This is a genomic window from Priestia sp. MDV22-iso46 (genome assembly GCF_058629175.1).
Map to the genome: position 1 here is coordinate 343,441 of NZ_JBZVWT010000001.1, position 17,066 is coordinate 360,506.

At 40.0% G+C, this 17,066-nt stretch carries 17 protein-coding genes and 1 pseudogene; 15 read left to right on the forward strand and 3 right to left on the reverse strand.

Going from position 1 to position 17,066, the window contains the following annotated elements; genetic code table 11:
* Positions 1 to 11: 11 nt before the first annotated feature.
* From AC4NPH_RS01785 to cobO, 12 genes are read left to right on the forward strand one after another with little or no spacing between them, the layout of a single operon-like run.
* Positions 12 to 923 (forward strand): sirohydrochlorin chelatase, encoded by a 912-nt coding sequence (locus AC4NPH_RS01785; protein WP_057273286.1) that lies wholly within the window; start codon positions 12 to 14, stop codon positions 921 to 923.
* Complete coding sequence (gene cobK / locus AC4NPH_RS01790) at positions 920 to 1,687, forward strand: precorrin-6A reductase (protein WP_491938544.1); 768 nt, start codon at positions 920 to 922, stop codon at positions 1,685 to 1,687. The genes AC4NPH_RS01785 and cobK overlap by 4 nt, the downstream gene beginning before the upstream one ends.
* Positions 1,688 to 1,692: 5 nt before the next feature.
* Positions 1,693 to 2,340 carry a precorrin-8X methylmutase gene (locus AC4NPH_RS01795; RefSeq protein ID WP_013083415.1) on the forward strand — a complete coding sequence of 216 codons (648 nt, stop codon included), beginning with the start codon at positions 1,693 to 1,695 and terminating at the stop codon, positions 2,338 to 2,340.
* Between the two features lie 3 nt (positions 2,341 to 2,343).
* Positions 2,344 to 3,447 (forward strand): cobalt-precorrin-5B (C(1))-methyltransferase, encoded by a 1,104-nt coding sequence (locus AC4NPH_RS01800; RefSeq protein ID WP_028413119.1) that lies wholly within the window; start codon positions 2,344 to 2,346, stop codon positions 3,445 to 3,447.
* Positions 3,437 to 4,633, forward strand: a complete 1,197-nt coding sequence (locus tag AC4NPH_RS01805) for a bifunctional cobalt-precorrin-7 (C(5))-methyltransferase/cobalt-precorrin-6B (C(15))-methyltransferase (RefSeq protein ID WP_063671746.1) — start codon at positions 3,437 to 3,439, stop codon at positions 4,631 to 4,633. The genes AC4NPH_RS01800 and AC4NPH_RS01805 overlap by 11 nt, the downstream gene beginning before the upstream one ends.
* A gap of 2 nt (positions 4,634 to 4,635) precedes the next feature.
* On the forward strand, positions 4,636 to 5,337 hold the full coding sequence (gene cobI / locus AC4NPH_RS01810; RefSeq protein ID WP_029322123.1) for a precorrin-2 C(20)-methyltransferase: 702 nt from the start codon (positions 4,636 to 4,638) through the stop codon (positions 5,335 to 5,337).
* Positions 5,334 to 6,110 carry a precorrin-4 C(11)-methyltransferase gene (gene cobM / locus AC4NPH_RS01815; protein WP_013057309.1) on the forward strand — a complete coding sequence of 259 codons (777 nt, stop codon included), beginning with the start codon at positions 5,334 to 5,336 and terminating at the stop codon, positions 6,108 to 6,110. Before cobI ends, cobM begins: the two co-directional genes overlap by 4 nt.
* A complete protein-coding gene (locus AC4NPH_RS01820) occupies positions 6,107 to 7,231 on the forward strand; it encodes a cobalt-precorrin 5A hydrolase (RefSeq protein WP_013057308.1) in 1,125 nt (374 codons plus the stop codon). The genes cobM and AC4NPH_RS01820 overlap by 4 nt, the downstream gene beginning before the upstream one ends.
* Before the next feature lie 13 nt (positions 7,232 to 7,244).
* Positions 7,245 to 8,627, forward strand: coding sequence for a cobyrinic acid a,c-diamide synthase CobB (locus AC4NPH_RS01825; protein ID WP_013057307.1), 1,383 nt, complete (start codon positions 7,245 to 7,247; stop codon positions 8,625 to 8,627).
* The gene (cobA, locus tag AC4NPH_RS01830) at positions 8,624 to 9,394 is read left to right on the forward strand and encodes a uroporphyrinogen-III C-methyltransferase (RefSeq protein ID WP_491938545.1); all 771 of its coding nucleotides are present in this window, start codon (positions 8,624 to 8,626) and stop codon (positions 9,392 to 9,394) included. Before AC4NPH_RS01825 ends, cobA begins: the two co-directional genes overlap by 4 nt.
* A gap of 20 nt (positions 9,395 to 9,414) precedes the next feature.
* Complete coding sequence (locus AC4NPH_RS01835) at positions 9,415 to 9,984, forward strand: nitroreductase family protein (RefSeq protein WP_063671744.1); 570 nt, start codon at positions 9,415 to 9,417, stop codon at positions 9,982 to 9,984.
* A 31-nt stretch (positions 9,985 to 10,015) separates the two neighbouring features.
* Positions 10,016 to 10,555 (forward strand): cob(I)yrinic acid a,c-diamide adenosyltransferase, encoded by a 540-nt coding sequence (cobO, locus tag AC4NPH_RS01840; RefSeq protein ID WP_013057304.1) that lies wholly within the window; start codon positions 10,016 to 10,018, stop codon positions 10,553 to 10,555.
* 26 nt (positions 10,556 to 10,581) lie between these two features.
* On the opposite strand, the gene spoIIP is transcribed toward cobO, so the two are convergent.
* Complete coding sequence (gene spoIIP, locus AC4NPH_RS01845; RefSeq protein WP_029322119.1) at positions 10,582 to 11,751, reverse strand: stage II sporulation protein P; 1,170 nt, start codon at positions 11,749 to 11,751, stop codon at positions 10,582 to 10,584.
* 160 nt (positions 11,752 to 11,911) lie between these two features.
* A complete protein-coding gene (locus AC4NPH_RS01850; RefSeq protein WP_098590221.1) occupies positions 11,912 to 13,480 on the reverse strand; it encodes an RQC-minor-2 family DNA-binding protein in 1,569 nt (522 codons plus the stop codon).
* 249 nt (positions 13,481 to 13,729) lie between these two features.
* Here AC4NPH_RS01850 and AC4NPH_RS01855 point away from each other — a divergent pair, with 249 nt between their 5' ends.
* The 3 genes from AC4NPH_RS01855 to AC4NPH_RS01865 all read left to right on the forward strand — a co-directional run bounded on the left by AC4NPH_RS01855 (position 13,730) and on the right by AC4NPH_RS01865 (position 16,627).
* Positions 13,730 to 15,322 (forward strand): APC family permease, encoded by a 1,593-nt coding sequence (locus AC4NPH_RS01855; RefSeq protein WP_429582229.1) that lies wholly within the window; start codon positions 13,730 to 13,732, stop codon positions 15,320 to 15,322.
* A 155-nt stretch (positions 15,323 to 15,477) separates the two neighbouring features.
* Entirely contained in the window at positions 15,478 to 16,017 is a 540-nt protein-coding gene (locus AC4NPH_RS01860) for an SMI1/KNR4 family protein (RefSeq protein WP_013057300.1), read from the forward strand.
* Positions 16,018 to 16,192: 175 nt separating this feature from the next.
* Positions 16,193 to 16,627, forward strand: coding sequence for an MFS transporter (locus AC4NPH_RS01865; protein ID WP_231101737.1), 435 nt, complete (start codon positions 16,193 to 16,195; stop codon positions 16,625 to 16,627).
* Between the two features lie 26 nt (positions 16,628 to 16,653).
* Here the strand turns inward: AC4NPH_RS01865 and AC4NPH_RS01870 are convergent.
* A pseudogene (locus AC4NPH_RS01870) lies at positions 16,654 to 17,007 on the reverse strand (GNAT family N-acetyltransferase); the annotation flags it as partial.
* Between the last annotated feature and the right edge of the window lie 59 nt (positions 17,008 to 17,066).

Here is a 17,066-nt window from a genome sequence, read left to right on the forward strand (position 1 = left end):
GAGGACATTATATGAAATCAGTTTTATTTGTCGGTCATGGAAGCAGAGATCCTGAAGGGAACGATCAAATTCGGGAATTTATTTCGACTATGAAGCATGATTGGGACGCATCTATTTTAGTAGAAACGTGTTTTCTAGAATTTGAACGCCCAAATGTAAGTCAAGGCATTGATACATGTGTGGCAAAAGGAGCACAAGATGTAGTTGTAATTCCAATTATGCTTTTGCCTGCTGGACACTCTAAAATACATATTCCAGCGGCTATAGATGAAGCAAAGGAAAAATATCCACACGTAAACTTCGTATACGGACGTCCTATTGGCGTTCATGAAGAAGCCCTTGAAATTTTAAAAACGAGATTACAAGAATCAGGAGAGAATTTAGAAACTCCAGCTGAAGACACGGCTGTTATTGTCTTAGGGCGAGGAGGAAGTGATCCTGATGCAAACAGTGATTTATATAAAATTACGCGCCTTCTTTGGGAAAAAACAAATTATAAAATCGTCGAAACTTCTTTTATGGGCGTGACCGCACCACTGATTGATGAAGGCGTGGAGCGATGTTTGAAATTGGGCGCTAAAAAAGTGGTTATTCTCCCGTATTTCTTATTTACAGGAGTATTAATTAAGCGATTAGAAGAAATGGTGAAGCAGTATAAAATGCAGCATGAAAACATTGAGTTTAAGCTAGCCGGCTATTTCGGTTTTCACCCAAAACTGCAGACAATTTTAAAAGAACGTGCTGAAGAAGGATTAGAAGGTGAAGTGAAAATGAACTGCGATACGTGTCAATATCGCCTCGGCATTATGGAGCATATTGATCACCACCATCATCACGATCATGACCATGATCACGGACACCATCACCACGATCACCATCACGACCATCAACACCGTGAAGATAAGGTCGGCGAGCTAAAATGATTTTATTGTTAGCCGGAACTAGCGATGCACGTGCATTAGCCGTGCAAGTGAAAAAAGCAGGTCATGAGGTTACGGCAACGGTTGTAACCGAAAACGCAGCTATCGAATTACAGCGTGCAGAAGTGAAAGTGAAAATTGGACGTCTCACAAAAGAAGATATGACGGATTTTGTAAACGAACATCGTGTAAAAGCTATTGTGGATGCAAGTCATCCTTTTGCGGAAGAAGCATCTAAAAATGCTATCGGTGCGGCTGCTGAAACATCGATTCCTTACATACGCTATGAGCGGGCTTCGCAGGCTTTTACCTATGACAATATGACGATGGTTTCTACGTATGAAGAAGCAGCAGAAGTAGCAGCTGAGAAAAAAGGAGTTATTATGCTGACAACAGGCAGCAAGACGCTGCAGGTTTTTACAGAAAAGCTGCTTCCTCTTTCAGATGTACGGCTTGTTGCTCGTATGCTTCCAAGGCTGGATAATATGGAAAAGTGCCAGCAATTAGGATTTCCGCAAAAAAATATCATTGCTATTCAAGGGCCGTTTACAAAAGAGTTTGATCGAGCGCTGTATAAGCAATACGGAGTGACAGTCATGGTCACAAAAGAAAGCGGAAAAGTTGGATCTGTGGATGAAAAAGTGGAAGCAGCTAAAGAGTTAGGCTTAGATATTATTATGATTGGGCGACCGAAAATTGAGTATGGGACCGTGTATTCCACGTTTGAAGAAGTGGTTCATGCTTTAGTAAACCAAACTAGGAGTTGATTGAGATGGATTTTCGTACAGAATTTAAACCGTTAACTGTTCAGCCTCAGCAAATTGAAGGGAAAAGTTTTGAAATGATTACAGAAGAGCTTGGGCCTCATCCGTTTACAGACGAACAGTACCCAATTGTTCAGCGCGTAATTCATGCGTCTGCAGACTTTGAGCTTGGACGCAGCATGCTGTTTCATCCGGATGCGATTCAAGCAGGAATTAAAGCCATTCGCAGCGGCAAGCAAGTGGTTGCAGATGTACAAATGGTGCAAGTAGGAACAAACAAGCAGCGAATTGAAAAACACGGCGGTGAAATCAAAGTTTATATTTCAGATCCGGACGTAATGGAAGAAGCAAAGCGCTTAAATACAACGCGTGCAATTATTTCTATGCGAAAAGCCATCAAAGAAGCAGACGGAGGAATTTTTGCAATTGGGAACGCACCCACAGCTTTACTTGAATTAATTCGTTTGATTAAAGAAGGAGAAGCGAAGCCTGGGCTTGTTATTGGTCTGCCGGTAGGATTTGTTTCAGCAGCTGAATCTAAAGAAGAACTTGCAAAACTTGACGTGCCGTTTATTACAAACATCGGGCGAAAAGGCGGCAGTACGGTAACGGTTGCTGCATTAAATGCAATTTCAATTCTTGCAGATCAGGTGTAACGCATGAAGGAAGTACCAAAAGAACCTAAGAAACTCAGAGAAGGCTATACGACGGGCGCTTGTGCAACGGCAGCTACGAGAGCAGCTCTGCTTACGCTAATTTCAGGAGAAGTGCAAGATGAGTCAACGATTTACTTACCTGTCGGCCGCTTTGCTACATTTCATCTTGAAGAATGCGAGTACCGCACAAGCAGCGCTGTAGCTAGCATCATTAAAGATGCTGGAGACGATCCCGATGCCACGCACGGAGCGCTGATTATTTCTGAAGTTTCGTGGTGTAATGGTGCAGACATTATCATTGATGGAGGAGTGGGAGTAGGGCGTGTGACAAAGCCCGGCCTCCCAGTTCCTGTCGGTGAGGCAGCCATTAACCCTGTTCCAAGAAAGATGCTGAAAGAAACGGCTGAGCAGCTTCTAGCTGAATACAATATACAAAAAGGCGTTAAGATTGTCATCTCGGTTCCTGAAGGAGAAGAAATGGCGAAAAAGACATTAAATGCGCGTCTAGGTATTTTAGGAGGCATTTCGATACTGGGGACGCGGGGGATTGTCGTTCCGTTCTCAACAGCTGCTTATAAAGCAAGTATCGTGCAGGCCATCAGCGTTGCTAAAGCGAGTAATTGTGAGCACGTTGTCATTACGACAGGGGGCCGAAGCGAAAAGTATGGAATGAAACAGTTCCCTGAACTTCCGGAAGAAGCATTTATCGAAATGGGAGATTTTGTTGGATTTACTTTAAAACAATGTAAAAAGCAAGGAATGAAAAAAGTGTCGCTCGTAGGCATGATGGGAAAGTTTTCAAAAGTCGCGCAAGGCGTTATGATGGTTCATTCAAAAAGTGCACCCATTGATTTTAATTTTTTAGCAAAAGCGGCTTCTGAGTCAGGCGCTTCTGCTGAACTGGTAGAAGAAATAAAAGGTGCAAACACAGCTTCTCAAGTGGGAGATTTAATGACGCAAAGCGGTCATCATCAGTTTTTTGAAAAACTGTGCGAGTACTGCTGTTTATCAGCATTAAAGGAAGTAGGGGACGGAATCGATGTCGATACGTCTCTTTACACATTAAAAGGAGATTTTTTAGGACAGGCGGTGCAACATGGCAATTAAAATTATTGGAATTGGTGACGATGGGAAGTTAAGTTTGCTTCCTATGTATGAACAGTGGGTGTATGAAAGTGATGTGCTAATTGGAGGAAAGCGTCAACTGGATTTTTTTCAAGATTTCGAAGGAGAAAAAGTAGCGATTGAAGGGGGTCTTTCTCCTCTTGTTGAACGTTTAAAAAACGAAGAAGGAAATGCGGTTGTGTTAGCCTCAGGCGACCCGTTATTTTACGGAATTGGGAGCTATCTTTCTACGAAGCTAGACGTTGAAATATATCCTTATTTAAGTTCTATTCAGCTTGCATTCTCACGTCTAAAAGAGCGATGGCAAGACGCTTATTTTACAAGCGTGCACGGCAGAAGCATGAAGGGACTGGCTCAGCGAATTGACGGCTATAAAAAAGTGGCGATTTTAACCGATGAGCAAAATTCTCCTAGTGCTCTGGCAAACTACTTATTATCATTCGGCATGACAGAATACAAGATGTTTGTGGCAGAGAACCTAGGTGGAGAAACGGAGCGCTGTCAGCTGCTTTCGCTGGAAGAGGCGGCGAATCAACTCTTTTCTCCGCTTAATGTCGTGATATTAAAGCAGGTAGAAAAGAGCCCAGTCTGGCCTCTTGGAATAGAGGACGATGAATTTATTCAACGCAAGCCGGACAAAGGACTTATTACCAAAAAAGAAGTTCGTACACTTAGTATTAGCGCCCTGCAGCTAAAGAGAGACAGCGTCGTATGGGATATCGGAACATGTACGGGTTCAGTCGCAATTGAAGCGGCTAAAATTGCGCGTGAAGGACAAATTTTTGCCGTGGAAAAAAATGAAGCAGACTTAGAAAACTGCAGGGAAAATCTATCGAAATTTCGAGTAGACGCCCACACTGTGCACGGAAAAGCACCGGAAGGACTCAATGAGTTTGCTGATCCTGATGCGGTGTTTATTGGAGGTACAGCAGGAGGCATGGAAACAATTTTAGATGTTTGCTGCAGTCGATTAAATTCAGGAGGGCGCATCGTATTAAATGCCGTAACGATTGAAAATTTAGCAGAAGCGATGAAAGCTTTTAAAGAACGAGGCTTTGAGACTGCTGTTACCCTTGCACAAATTTCGAGAAGCAAGCCCATTTTACATTTAACGCGATTTGACGCTTTAAACCCCATTTATATTATTACAGCCAGAAGAGGAGAATGAATATGATTGGAACATTGTACGGACTTGGAGTTGGACCGGGAGATCCAGAACTTATTACAGTAAAAGCATTTCGTAAATTAAAAGAATCACCTGTTATTGCGTATCCTAAAAAGCAAAAAGGAAGCAAAAGCTATGCCCAAAAAATTATTGATGTCTATTTCAGTGCAAATGAAAAAGATATGCTTGGCCTTGTGTTTCCAATGACAAAAGATCCTGCTATTTTGGAAAGAAAATGGACCGAAACGGTAGAACGAGTATGGGAAAAGCTCGAGGAAGGAAAAGATGTAGCATTTGTCACAGAGGGCGACCCTATGCTTTACAGTACGTTTATTCACATGATGCGCCTGATGCAAGAACGTCACCCTGAAGCTCCGATTCAAGTAATTCCTGGTATTTCATCCATTAATGGAGCTGCATCTCGTTTAGGTATTCCGTTAGCAGACGGTGATGAACACGTAGCAATTGTTCCTGCTCGTGAAGATTATGAAACAATGAAAAAAGTATTAATGGAAAACGACTGCGTCATTTTTATTAAAGTGGCCAAAGTCATCGATTTTATGGTTGGTCTTTTAAAAGAGCTTGATCTGCTTGAAAAAGCGTCAGTGGTGACAAAAGTAACGTCAGATGAAGAAATTATCTGGAAAGCTTCAGAACTAGAAGGAGCCGATTTACAATACTTAACGCTAATGGTGGTGAGAAAATGAAGTTATACATAATCGGAGCTGGACCCGGAGATCCAGATTTAATTACCGTAAAAGGCTTAAAATTACTTCAGCAAGCAGATGTTGTCTTGTACGCTGACTCACTGGTAAGTCAAGAGCTAGTTGCTAAGTCTAAACCAGGAGCTGAAGTGTTAAAAACAGCGGGTATGCATTTAGAAGAAATGGTCGGTACGATGCTTGATCGCATGCGTGAAGGAAAAATGGTTGTAAGAGTTCATACCGGAGATCCTGCTATGTACGGAGCCATTATGGAACAAATGGTACTTTTAAAAAGAGAAGGCGTTGATATTGAAATCGTTCCGGGCGTCAGCTCCGTATTCGCTGCTGCAGCAGCGGCTGAGGCAGAATTAACCATTCCAGATTTGACTCAAACGGTTATTTTAACTCGTGCTGAAGGAAGAACGCCTGTGCCTGAGTTTGAAAAATTAACCGATTTAGCAAAACATAAATGTACGATTGCGTTATTTTTAAGCGCGACGCTCACAAAAAAAGTAATGAAAGAATTTATAAACGCCGGTTGGAGTGAGGATACGCCGATTGTAGTAGTCTATAAAGCAACGTGGCCAGATGAAAAAATTGTTCGCACAACGGTAAAAGACCTCGATGACGCTATGCGAACAAACGGCATTCGCAAGCAGGCGATGATTTTGGCAGGCTGGGCACTTGATCCACACATTCATGACAAAGATTATCGTTCAAAACTTTATGATAAAACATTTACCCATGGCTTTCGAAGAGGAGTGAAGTCGGAATGATTCAACTCCAAGAAGGAAGAAAAGCCCTCATTACACAGCGCGGGGATTATGCTGTCGTGGCCATCACGAAGCACGGCGTAGAAATTGCAAGAAATCTAGGCCGCACTTTTCAGCAGTCTGATGTGTATTACATGAGCAAGTTTGAAAAAGGAGACGAACAAGAGCAGAACATTCAGCTGTTTTCAGGAAGCGTTCGGATGCTTTTGCCTTCTCTTTTTGAATCATATAAAGGACTTATTATTATTATCTCACTGGGAGCAGTTGTACGTATGATTGCACCTATTTTAAAAGATAAGAAAACGGATCCTGCGGTTGTTGTCATTGATGATAAAGGCGAAAATGTCATCAGCGTGCTTTCAGGTCATATTGGAGGAGCAAATGAGCTTACGCGTGAAGTTGCGGCAGCTCTTGAAGCTCATCCTGTTATTACAACAGCATCCGATGTGCAAAAAACAATTCCGGTTGATTTATTTGGTAAGCGCTTTGGATGGGTGTGGGAATCAGCAGAAAAACTAACGCCTGTCAGCGCTTCTGTGGTGAATGAAGAAGAAATAGCAGTGGTTCAAGAATCAGGTGAAAAGAACTGGTGGCATTATGAGCACCCTGTTCCAGCTAACATTAAAACATATTCATCGATTCAGACAGCTCTTGAAGCATCGCCACATGCTGCTTTGGTCGTAACGCATCGCAATTTAAAAAAAGAGGAAGAAGCAATCTTAGAAAACGGTGTTCTTTACCGGCCAAAAGTATTAGCGATTGGGATGGGATGCAATCGAGGGACAAGTACAGCTGAAATTGAAACTGTTATTGAAAAAACGCTTGCTGAACTTCAGTTTTCAATGAAAAGTGTAAAAGCATTATGTACAATAGAGTTAAAGAAAGATGAAGAAGGGCTGTTAGAAGTGGCGTCTAAGTACGGCTGGGAGTTTGTCTATTATTCGCCCCAAGAGCTAAACAGCATAAGTATCCAACAGCCTTCAGATACTGTCTTTAAATATACAGGTGCATATGGCGTTAGTGAACCTGCTGCTATGTTATACAGCGGTGCTGATAAGCTTGAACTTGTGAAGAAAAAGTCAGGGAATGTAACCATTTCAGTGGCACTTATTCCATATGACTAAAGGAGAGAACAACATGTCAAACAGAAGACTCGTCATTGCCGGTACCGGAAGTGGCGTAGGGAAAACAACCCTTACAATCGGGCTGATGGCAGCATTAAGACAAGCCGGTTACAGAGTTCAAGGGTTTAAATGCGGACCCGATTATATTGATCCAACGTATCATACGGCTGTTACAGAACGAACGTCTCGAAATATAGACAGCTGGATGCTTGAACACGATATGGTTAGAGAAATTGTCGCTCGTACTAGTGAAGATGCTGATATTTCCATCATGGAAGGAGTTATGGGATTTTTCGATGGGAAAAATCCGTTAACGAATGAAGGAACAACAGCAGAAATCAGCTTAATCACCAATAGCCCTGTCCTTTTAGTTGTCAACTGTGCTAGTATGGCTAGAAGTGCAGCGGCGATTGTAAAAGGGTTTCAGCAATTTTTACCCGAAGCGAACATCGTCGGGGTGATTGCTAACCGGGTTGGAAGTGAAGGACATTATAAACTTGTTAAGGCAGCGATTGAGCAGGAATGTCATATCCCTGTAGTAGGCTACTTGAAAAGAAACGATGATCTTACGATTCCTGAACGTCACCTCGGGCTCATTCCGTCGATTGAACGAGGAGAGTTAACACCGTTTTTTGAACAGTTAGGAAAGCTTGTTCATGATACAATTGATATCGAAAAAGTATATGAACTGGCTTTAGCTCCTAAAATAGAAATTAATGATCCTATCTTTACAAAGCCGTCCGTACCTCAAGTGAAAATTGCTGTAGCGAGAGATGCGGCTTTTAACTTTTATTATGAAGAAAATTTCGAATTGTTAAAAGCTTACGGAGCAGAGCTTGTAGAATTTTCGCCTTTAAAAGGAGAAACGGTTCCGCAAGATGCTGACGGTCTTTATATAGGAGGCGGATTTCCAGAAGAATTTGCTGAAACGCTGGCTCAGCAAATCGACGTTAAAAATTCTGTTCGAGCAGCCATCCAAAAAGGAATTCCTACGCTTGCTGAGTGCGGAGGCTTTATGTTCTTAACAGATGCTATTGTCACAACAGATGATACATGCCATGAAATGGTGGGGCTTATTCCCGGACAAGTAAGAATGCAGACAAAATTAGCTGCTTTAGGATACCGAGAAGTGACGGGAAAGCCGGGGAATTTTTTATTTAAAGGCGATATACGAGCTAAAGGCCATGAATTTCATTATTCAACCTTTCATTCAGAGAAAGAGTTTTCGCCTGCCTATGATACAAAAGGGATGCGAGGAATGAAAGAAGAAGGCTATATGAACAATAATTTAATTGCCGGCTATACGCACTTTCATTTCGGCTCTTCTACGGAGATGGTAGAAAACTGGGTGGAACAGTGTAAAGCGGTAAAAAAAGAAAGAAGAGATGCCGTGTGACAGTTGGAAAAGTATATTTAGTAGGAGCCGGACCAGGAGATCCGAAGCTAATAACCGTATATGGAATGGAGTGTATTCAAGAAGCAGATGTTATTTTATATGACCGCTTAGCCAACGAACAGTTGTTAAACTATGCTAAAAAAGATGCGGAGCTTATTTTTTGCGGGAAATTACCGGGCAAGCACGGAGTCATCCAAGATCGTATCCACGAACTGCTTGTTGAAAAAGCACTTCAAGGAAAAGTAGTGACGCGCTTAAAAGGAGGCGATCCTTTTGTGTTTGGCCGCGGAGCAGAGGAAGCTGAAGTACTTGCTACTCAAGGAATTCCTTACGAAGTCGTTCCTGGTATCACCTCAGGAATTGCAGCTCCAGCTTATGCAGGAATTCCGGTTACCCATAGAGATCATGCCACTTCTTTTGCGATTGTAACGGGTCATGGAAGAGAAGAAAAAGGAAAAGATTATTTAAACTGGTCAGCGCTTGCTCAAGGAATAGATACAATTGCGTTTTATATGGGTGTTGGAAATTTACCTCATATATGCAAGCAGTTGATGGACCATGGACGAGATAAACATACGCCAGTAGCGCTTGTCCAATGGGGAACGACGAAGTATCAGCGCACCGTAACGGGAACGCTTGCCACAATCGAAGAAATAGCAAAAAAAGCAGAAATTGTTCATCCTGCCATCGTGCTTGTAGGTGAAGTAGTGACAATTAGAGAAAAAATAAAATGGTTCGAAGAAAGAGCGGAAAATATTCTGCTTTAATGTTAAAAGGAGGAGACAATATGACGATTATCTCACAGCTAAAAGAACGAAGAGCGGTACGAGATCATGAAGCACGTGAAGTGGAGCAAGAGAAAATCGAACAGCTGCTTGAAGCAGCGACGTGGGCTCCAAATGACCGAATGAGAGAGCCTTGGAGCTTTTATGTGATTCAAGGAGAAGCAAAAAAGAAGTATGAAGAACTGGCTGAAGTTTATTTAAAGGAGCGCTTTCCTACAAAGCCTCATTTAGTAGAAAGTTCGTTAAAAGCAGTAAAAAATACGCCTGTACATATCGTCGTAACAGCTGACATAGTTGAAGGAGACGAAGAAGCCACTGAAGACAACAAATATGCGGTTTCATGCGCGATTCATTCCATGTGGCTAGCAGCTAAAGAACTAGGTCTTGGATTCGTTTGGAGAACAAGAGGCGTTGGTCTTGTTCGAGACGAGAGGCTGTATGAGTTTATCGGCAAGCCTTCAGGTAAAGTCGTAGTAGGAAACGTATTTCTAGGCTATCCAAATGAAGAGTCTCTTACAAAAATGAAAGAGCCTGCTAGAACACCGTTTACAGAAAAAACAACATGGCTGTAAACTGAAATTCGAAGAAAAAGAGGTTTTTAGATTGAAAGACAAACGGGGTCTTACGTTAATTTATACCGGAGACGGTAAAGGAAAAACAACCGCTGCTTTAGGTCTTGCGTTGCGCGCTACGGGACGCGGACAAAAAGTATTAATGATTCAATTTATTAAATCTCCTCAGCGTACATATGGCGAAAAGCTGATGTTTGACAGAATAGGAATTGAAATGATTCAAACAGGAGTGGGCTTTACGTGGACAAAAACACCGCCTGAACATCGCGAAGCTTTGCAAAAAGCTTGGGCGCTAACGAAGGAAAAAGTCTTCTCGAACGAATATGATGTAGTTATTTTGGACGAGTTAAATAATGCACTGGCTATCGAGAAATTTCCTATTGATGATGTGCTACCGCTACACGAAGTAATTGACCTTATTCAAAAGCGCCCTGAGCATATGCATTTGGTCATTACCGGGCGTTCTGCCAAAAAAGAAGTGATGGATGCAGCAGATCTTGTGACGGAAATGAAGCCTCATAAACATTATTATGATGAAGGAATTCCTGCTGTAAAAGGAATTGAATTTTAAAAAGCCCTCAGTGAAGAGGGCTTTTTTTATTGAGCAGGGGCATCTACTTTTTCAGCTTGCCAGTAAAATTGGCTAATGACATCAGACAGTGCTTTTGCTGTGTTGGTTAATTCGTCAAAGTTATTATCAACTCCGCCCACTTCAATTAAAATCGCATTTTTAGAAACATCTTGATTATATACACCGTTACCGCTGGATTTGTTTTTGCCAATAACTCCGCGGCTTAACCCAGGATATTTCTTTTCAAGACCTTCATGAAGCGCTTTTGCCATCTTTAAGTTTTGTTCAAAGTTTTGATTTGCTTTCCCTAAAACAAACACAACTTTTGCATACGATTTATTGTTAATCTTAATAGTTGTATTATCTTTTCGAAGCGAATCTCGATGCAAATCGATAAAGTAAGTTAAATCTCTATTCTCAGTCATCGCCGTTTCAATTACTGTACGAGACATGGCATACGATTGGTTGGTGTTCCAACCTTTTTCTTTTAATTTCTGTCCAATATTGGTTTGATCTACTTCTGTTCCAATTCCCTGAGCCTCTAAATCTTTTCCTAGCATATTTGCGACTATATTAATATTGGTTTTGCTATCTACAGCTTTATTAGCATCTGGATCACCTTCAAGTCCTAACAGAGGCAAGTAAGATTCCCAGCTGTGCGTATGATAAATATAAAATACCTTTTTTCCGCCAGTTGTATTATTATTTGGAGCATTCGTACCATTGTTTTCTTTAGGTTGCTGAACTTTTGTAGTAGAATTTCTTTCTTTTAGCGTTTCATCTAACGGCGGTGCAGATTCTCTAGGGAAGTTTGTGAAATTTGTGCCTTCACCGGCGATGATAATATTGGAGTCATAAATACTGAATCCAGGAAGTTCTGAACCAAACAAGCTTCTGGCGTCTTCTGCTCGAATACTTGTTGATAACTCTAGCAGTGTAGAAGAAAGACCTGGAGGCGAGTAATTTTTATCAAAAGCCGTTGAAAAATGATGATTTTCCTGGCTCATCAAATAATAAAGGCTTTCTGCTTTATGCCTCGATAACGTTTGATAGACAATAGAAGAATTGAACTGTTCTTTAAATGCTGAGTAGCTCACTAGAACAATGATAGATGATGTCATTAAAACAATGGATAAAATAACAAGAACCATCTTATATGTTAACACTACAAAATTGGCGCGATTACTAGATTTCAATGGCGAAATCTCCTCTCTATGTCAGCATCAGGCTAATAGGTATGAAGGACTTTGCTAATCTAGTAATGATTATATGAATGGAGACTTCTAATTATGATAAGCATTTAATAGAGAAAGTAGTCTTCAAAATCAAAAAAGAAGAATCACGCGAGATATAATCTCATATTCTCCGTGATTCTTCTTCAAATAGACGTCGGATGGTTTCGCCTTTTGGAGTGAGGCTGAATCCTTTTTTCTCTTTTTTTAGCAGCTGATAGTTTTGTAATTCTTGTAAATATGTAACGATGCGCTTGCGCTTTACGGAACTTAACAATCCAAATGCGGGTATTTTATCGAGCTCTTTTTGACGAATGCTGTTAGTAGAAACACCTTCTAAAATTTGTACGTAACTCTGCTGAGTTTCCGTGTTCTTTAAGGTATCTATAAGTGTTAGTAACCGTAGCATTTGGTTTGAATCAAAAGTTATTTGACCGATTTTTAGCGGAGTCGAAAGCAGATCCTGACGCTGCTTATGAAGTTCATTTTCTATCTTAGCGCTTATTTCTGTCAGTTTCTTTTCTATTTCGTTTGGATTCATACAACATGTAAATTTGTTTGTTTCCTGCAGCAGGGTGACATCTGGAAAATTCCATTGTGAAAACCATTGAATGGAACCAACTTCGAGCTTTGCATTCGGTGTTTTTACTTGTAATACCTTTTGAATGAAGGAAAGAAAGGGATCGTTTTCCTGTAAAACTTGTCTTTGATTAAGTTGATAAGTGGTTAGGCTGCACAATTTGTCTTGGATTTCTTTGATGTGCACTTCATGATGCTTTAAAAGACTTTTCCATTTAAAAAAGACCAATAGTTTTTGAATCACTTCTTCATTTTCATCTATAATCTCTTCGAACTGCCGCTGAGTTGTAGCTAAGCGTTTCGCTGCTAGCACTACATTATACTCATCATCGAGTGAAATAGCATCATTTGCAACATCATATGTTACGGCGAGACCTCTGTTTTCTGAAGTTAAGCGAATGATCTCGTTTTCTCCGTGAACAGTTAATACCGTATCTTCCGTATTTGAAAATCCTCTCTCAAAGGCGGTGTAAGGAAGAGATCGAAAAGGTCTCATAATGATTTCAATCCGATTGCGCCAAAAAGCAATTTGCTCAGGGTTTTTCATAATAAAAAGCAAAGGTGATTTTTTTGATTGTTCAATTGCTTCAATCACATCTGCATTTCGATGATAAAGGGAAATGAGCGGATGTTTGAAGAAACACTTATTAATATGTTGAATCCATTCTTCTTTGGAAGAATCATGTATCCTAGCGCAAAACATGTAATCTTTCATAATACTTCCGAGGTAGTTTTCCAACTCATTTTTAGTTAAAACCGTAAAATCTTGAGAATAAAACTCATCATGATGAATAGGAATGCCGCGATTCTTATTATATTCTTTCCATAGAAATGAAGTTGGTTTCCAAAAGTGAGGATAAACGTCTTCATTTTTATCAATTGCGACGGGAAAACCGCCCCTATGACTTCCATATAAGAACGTTTGAAAAAGGACTATATCTTCTTGAGATAACTCATTCATTGCTCGCTCAAAGTAGTCATTTAAACGTCCAAGTAGCCCTTTAGTATGTTTACTTCCTACGGACCGAATCGATTTATTTTTGCGTCCGAGCGGAAGGAATGTTAAGTGGTTGTAAGCTGTAAAATCAACAGGCAAATTTTCTGGTAAAGTCATTTGTCTAACTCCTTTCATTTATTGAGTATTCTACCTATTAAAGAAGAGAAGAAAAAGTTTTAGTGTGTCTTGAATATAAGAGTTATTTTTTAAAATTTTCTGTTAATTAATCTGTAGAAATCAAGAAAAGGGATTCAAAGTAATTTTGAATGGGTATAGTAATAAAAATTTTGACACATATTATCGAATATATATGAATGTTGTCAAAAAAAACAACAAAAGTGATGATTCATCCAAAGGAGGAAGCTTATGGAGAATAAAGGTCCGTTTAAAAAGACGATATCCCTATTAGATTTAACATTGATTGGATTAGGGGCTATTTTTGGCTCCGCTTGGCTGTTTGCCGTTAGCAATGTCGCTACGCAAGCCGGTCCTGCAGGAAGTTTTTCTTGGGTTATTGGTGGAGTTATTATTTTATTAATAGGCCTTGTATACGCTGAGCTAGGGGCTGCCTTGCCTCGTACAGGAGGAATTATTCGATATCCTGTTTATTCACACGGTCATCTTGTAGGCTATATGATTTCATTTATTACTATTGTAGCGTACACTAGCCTAATCGCTATCGAAGTAACAGCTGTGAGACAGTATGTGGCCTACTGGTTTCCAGGTTTAACAAAATCTGGATCTGATTCACCGACGATATCTGGATGGATTCTACAATTTGTGTTGCTTTGCTTATTCTTTTTACTCAATTACTGGAGTGTAAAAGCATTTGCGAAATCGAATATTATTATTTCTATTTTTAAATATTTTGTGCCGCTTACAGTAATCGTAACGCTGGCATTTTATTTTAAGTCAGGAAACTTTACGATGGGAGAGTTTGCTCCCGGGGGGTTTGATGGTATCCAGGCCGCCATTGCCACAGGCGGGGTTATGTTTGCCTACTTAGGCCTTCATCCAATTGTATCGGTAGCTGGAGAGGTGAAAAATCCTCAGCGTAATATTCCAATTGCTCTTGTGATTTGTATCATTCTAGCAGCTCTCATTTATACTGCTCTACAAGTATTATTTATCGGAGCTATTCCATCTGACATAATTAAAGGCGGTTGGTCCGGCATTCAAGATAAATTCTCACTGCCATTTAAAGACATCGCTGTTGTTCTTGGTCTTGGGTGGCTAGCAACACTTGTTATTTTAGACGCCATTTTATCACCAGGTGGTAACGGTAATATTTTTATGAATACAACATCTAGACTTATCTATGCTTGGTCTCGTAACGGTACGCTATTTAAAACGTTTGCTCATGTGGATAAAAAAACAGGGATTCCTCGATCATCTCTATGGCTTTCATTAGGACTTTCGATTTTTTGGACACTGCCATTTCCTTCATGGAATGCACTCGTAAACGTATGCTCTGTTGCGCTTATTCTTTCTTACGCAATTGCACCAATTTCATCAGCGGCCTTTATGGTGAACGCAAAAGATTTGGAAAAGCCTTTTAAATTAAGAGGAATGAGTATAATTGGTCCATTATCCTTTATTTTTGCTTCCTTTATTGTCTACTGGTCAGGATGGAAGACTATTTCATGGCTGTTAACTTCTCAATTGGTTATGTTTGTTATATATTTGATTTTTGCTAAATATGTGCCTAAAAACGAAGTAAGTCTTCGTCAGCAGATTAAATCAACTTGGTGGTTAGTTGCTTATTATATCATCATGCTCTTTATTTCTTATATTGGTTCGTTCGGCGGAGGAAAGGGTTTGATCGATACGCCTGTAGACTTAATTATCATAGCGGTCGTATCTCTTGGGATTTATTATTGGGCTAAATATACGGGCCTTCCAAAAGCGCTTATTGATTACGATCACCATCCTGAACAGGAAGAAAAAGCACCTGTATAACCTGTAAAGCAGCGATATTCGCTGCTTTTTTCTATGTTATTTGAACATGAATTTCTAAAGTTTGTCGTATAATTTAGTAGGAAAGAAGGAATTAGCACATTATTGTTTAATTAATGTAATGTAACCGTTTTAAATCCAACGCTTGGAGGAAGAGTATGATTGAAAAAATAATAAATTCACTTCGAAAGCGGCTGTGGGAAAACAATAATGTTATAGAAGTGTGTAAAAATGAAGGAGAAGTATACAGAACCACTTGTACTTTTTTTGATGGAGTAAGCAAGAATCAACTGAATGTTTTTGAAGAAGAAATGCATGTATCACTTCCTGAAGACTACAAGCAGTTTTTGCAGCTAACAAATGGGTGTAATTTGTTCATTGATGCTGACAAAAAAATAGCAGGGAATCTTTATAGCTTAGAAGATGTAAGAGAAACAGCTTATAAAAGTCAGAGTCTCTATATGACAATTGGGTCTGTTGGAGAAGAAGAGATTATCATTGACTCCAAAAAATCAGCGCACTCTGCATATATAATAGTAAAAAAGCGGAACGCATCGTTTCAAGATGCACATGTATTACATATGAATTTTCAGAAATGGCTGGATTGTTTTATAGTGAGTCAAGGGAATTGTTTTTGGCACTGGAATGAGCTTTGTAATAAAGTTCATTCAACGGACAAAAAGACGACGGCTCAATAATATTATCTTCTCGAACTTAAAAGCAGAGCGTATAATCGTTCTGCTTTTTGTATAGTCATTATAAGCTAGAACAGCGCAGCGATTCTAAAAGGTTATGAGTATGATTGTATAGAAATTGTCTAATGTCTGAGTTGTTGATAAGTTTGGTCCTAAAGCATTAGTCACTCCAGGTCTTGTGCTCGTTATCCTATCTCTTGTACTTTTTAGTCAACTCGCTGCTTCTACGAGTGTAGCTTATGTTGTTGCGCTACACGTGATGATGTTGATTGGTACTTCTATGGTGACGATGCCTGCACAGACTACCGGGTTAAATCAGCTCCCTAAGCAGCTGTATCCTCATGGCACAGCAATAATGAATACATTACATCAAGTGTCCGGAGCAATTGGAACTGCGCTATTTGTCAGTATTATGTCTTCTGGAAAAGAGAGTTACGTAAAAGGGGTAAATGAACCAAATACAGCTTTAGCAAAAGTGAATGGACTGATTTCCGGATTGCAGCAAGCATTTTTTATTGCTACTATCGTTGGAGTGATTGCCCACGTCTTATCTTTTTTTCTAAAACGAACTCAAGCTCCAGAAAATTCTTCGACAGGATTTCCTATCAAATAAACGAGCACACTAGTGTGCCCGTTTATTTATATAGAAGGAAGACGTTCCCAACCGTATGCTTCGTCTTCAACTTTAGTTTCTCCAAACTGACTTGTGCGATTCAAGATTTTTTTGCCGCCTGATTTTTTATAAAACTGAACGGCTTTCTTATTTTTCTTCATAGCCCAAATAATCATAGACGTATATTGCTGATCAGCAAATTCTTTTACTGAATGAGAAAATAGAAGGTGACCAATTCCTTGGTTTTGCACTTCCTTGCAAACGTATAGCGCGTATATTTCAGCACGGGACAAATGAGGCTTACCTGCTGAAAAGCCGACAATCTTTCCTCGTTCATCGATAGCGAGCAAAATAAAATGAGAAGGCTCGGTAAGAAAAAGGGACCATTTTTCTGTACTTTGTTTATAAGATAAGCTTTTTAAATAAGCATCAGGTACTA

Coding starts and splice junctions, on each gene's coding strand:
- AC4NPH_RS01820 (WP_013057308.1), top strand. CDS start 6,107: ATGATTCAACTCCAAGAAGGAAGAAAAGCCCTCATTACACAGCGCGGG.
- cobI (WP_029322123.1), top strand. CDS start 4,636: ATGATTGGAACATTGTACGGACTTGGAGTTGGACCGGGAGATCCAGAA.
- AC4NPH_RS01855 (WP_429582229.1), top strand. CDS start 13,730: ATGGAGAATAAAGGTCCGTTTAAAAAGACGATATCCCTATTAGATTTA.
- AC4NPH_RS01785 (WP_057273286.1), top strand. CDS start 12: ATGAAATCAGTTTTATTTGTCGGTCATGGAAGCAGAGATCCTGAAGGG.
- cobM (WP_013057309.1), top strand. CDS start 5,334: ATGAAGTTATACATAATCGGAGCTGGACCCGGAGATCCAGATTTAATT.
- AC4NPH_RS01835 (WP_063671744.1), top strand. CDS start 9,415: ATGACGATTATCTCACAGCTAAAAGAACGAAGAGCGGTACGAGATCAT.
- AC4NPH_RS01805 (WP_063671746.1), top strand. CDS start 3,437: ATGGCAATTAAAATTATTGGAATTGGTGACGATGGGAAGTTAAGTTTG.
- AC4NPH_RS01860 (WP_013057300.1), top strand. CDS start 15,478: ATGATTGAAAAAATAATAAATTCACTTCGAAAGCGGCTGTGGGAAAAC.
- AC4NPH_RS01800 (WP_028413119.1), top strand. CDS start 2,344: ATGAAGGAAGTACCAAAAGAACCTAAGAAACTCAGAGAAGGCTATACG.
- cobK (WP_491938544.1), top strand. CDS start 920: ATGATTTTATTGTTAGCCGGAACTAGCGATGCACGTGCATTAGCCGTG.
- AC4NPH_RS01825 (WP_013057307.1), top strand. CDS start 7,245: ATGTCAAACAGAAGACTCGTCATTGCCGGTACCGGAAGTGGCGTAGGG.
- AC4NPH_RS01795 (WP_013083415.1), top strand. CDS start 1,693: ATGGATTTTCGTACAGAATTTAAACCGTTAACTGTTCAGCCTCAGCAA.
- AC4NPH_RS01850 (WP_098590221.1), bottom strand. CDS start 13,480: ATGACTTTACCAGAAAATTTGCCTGTTGATTTTACAGCTTACAACCAC.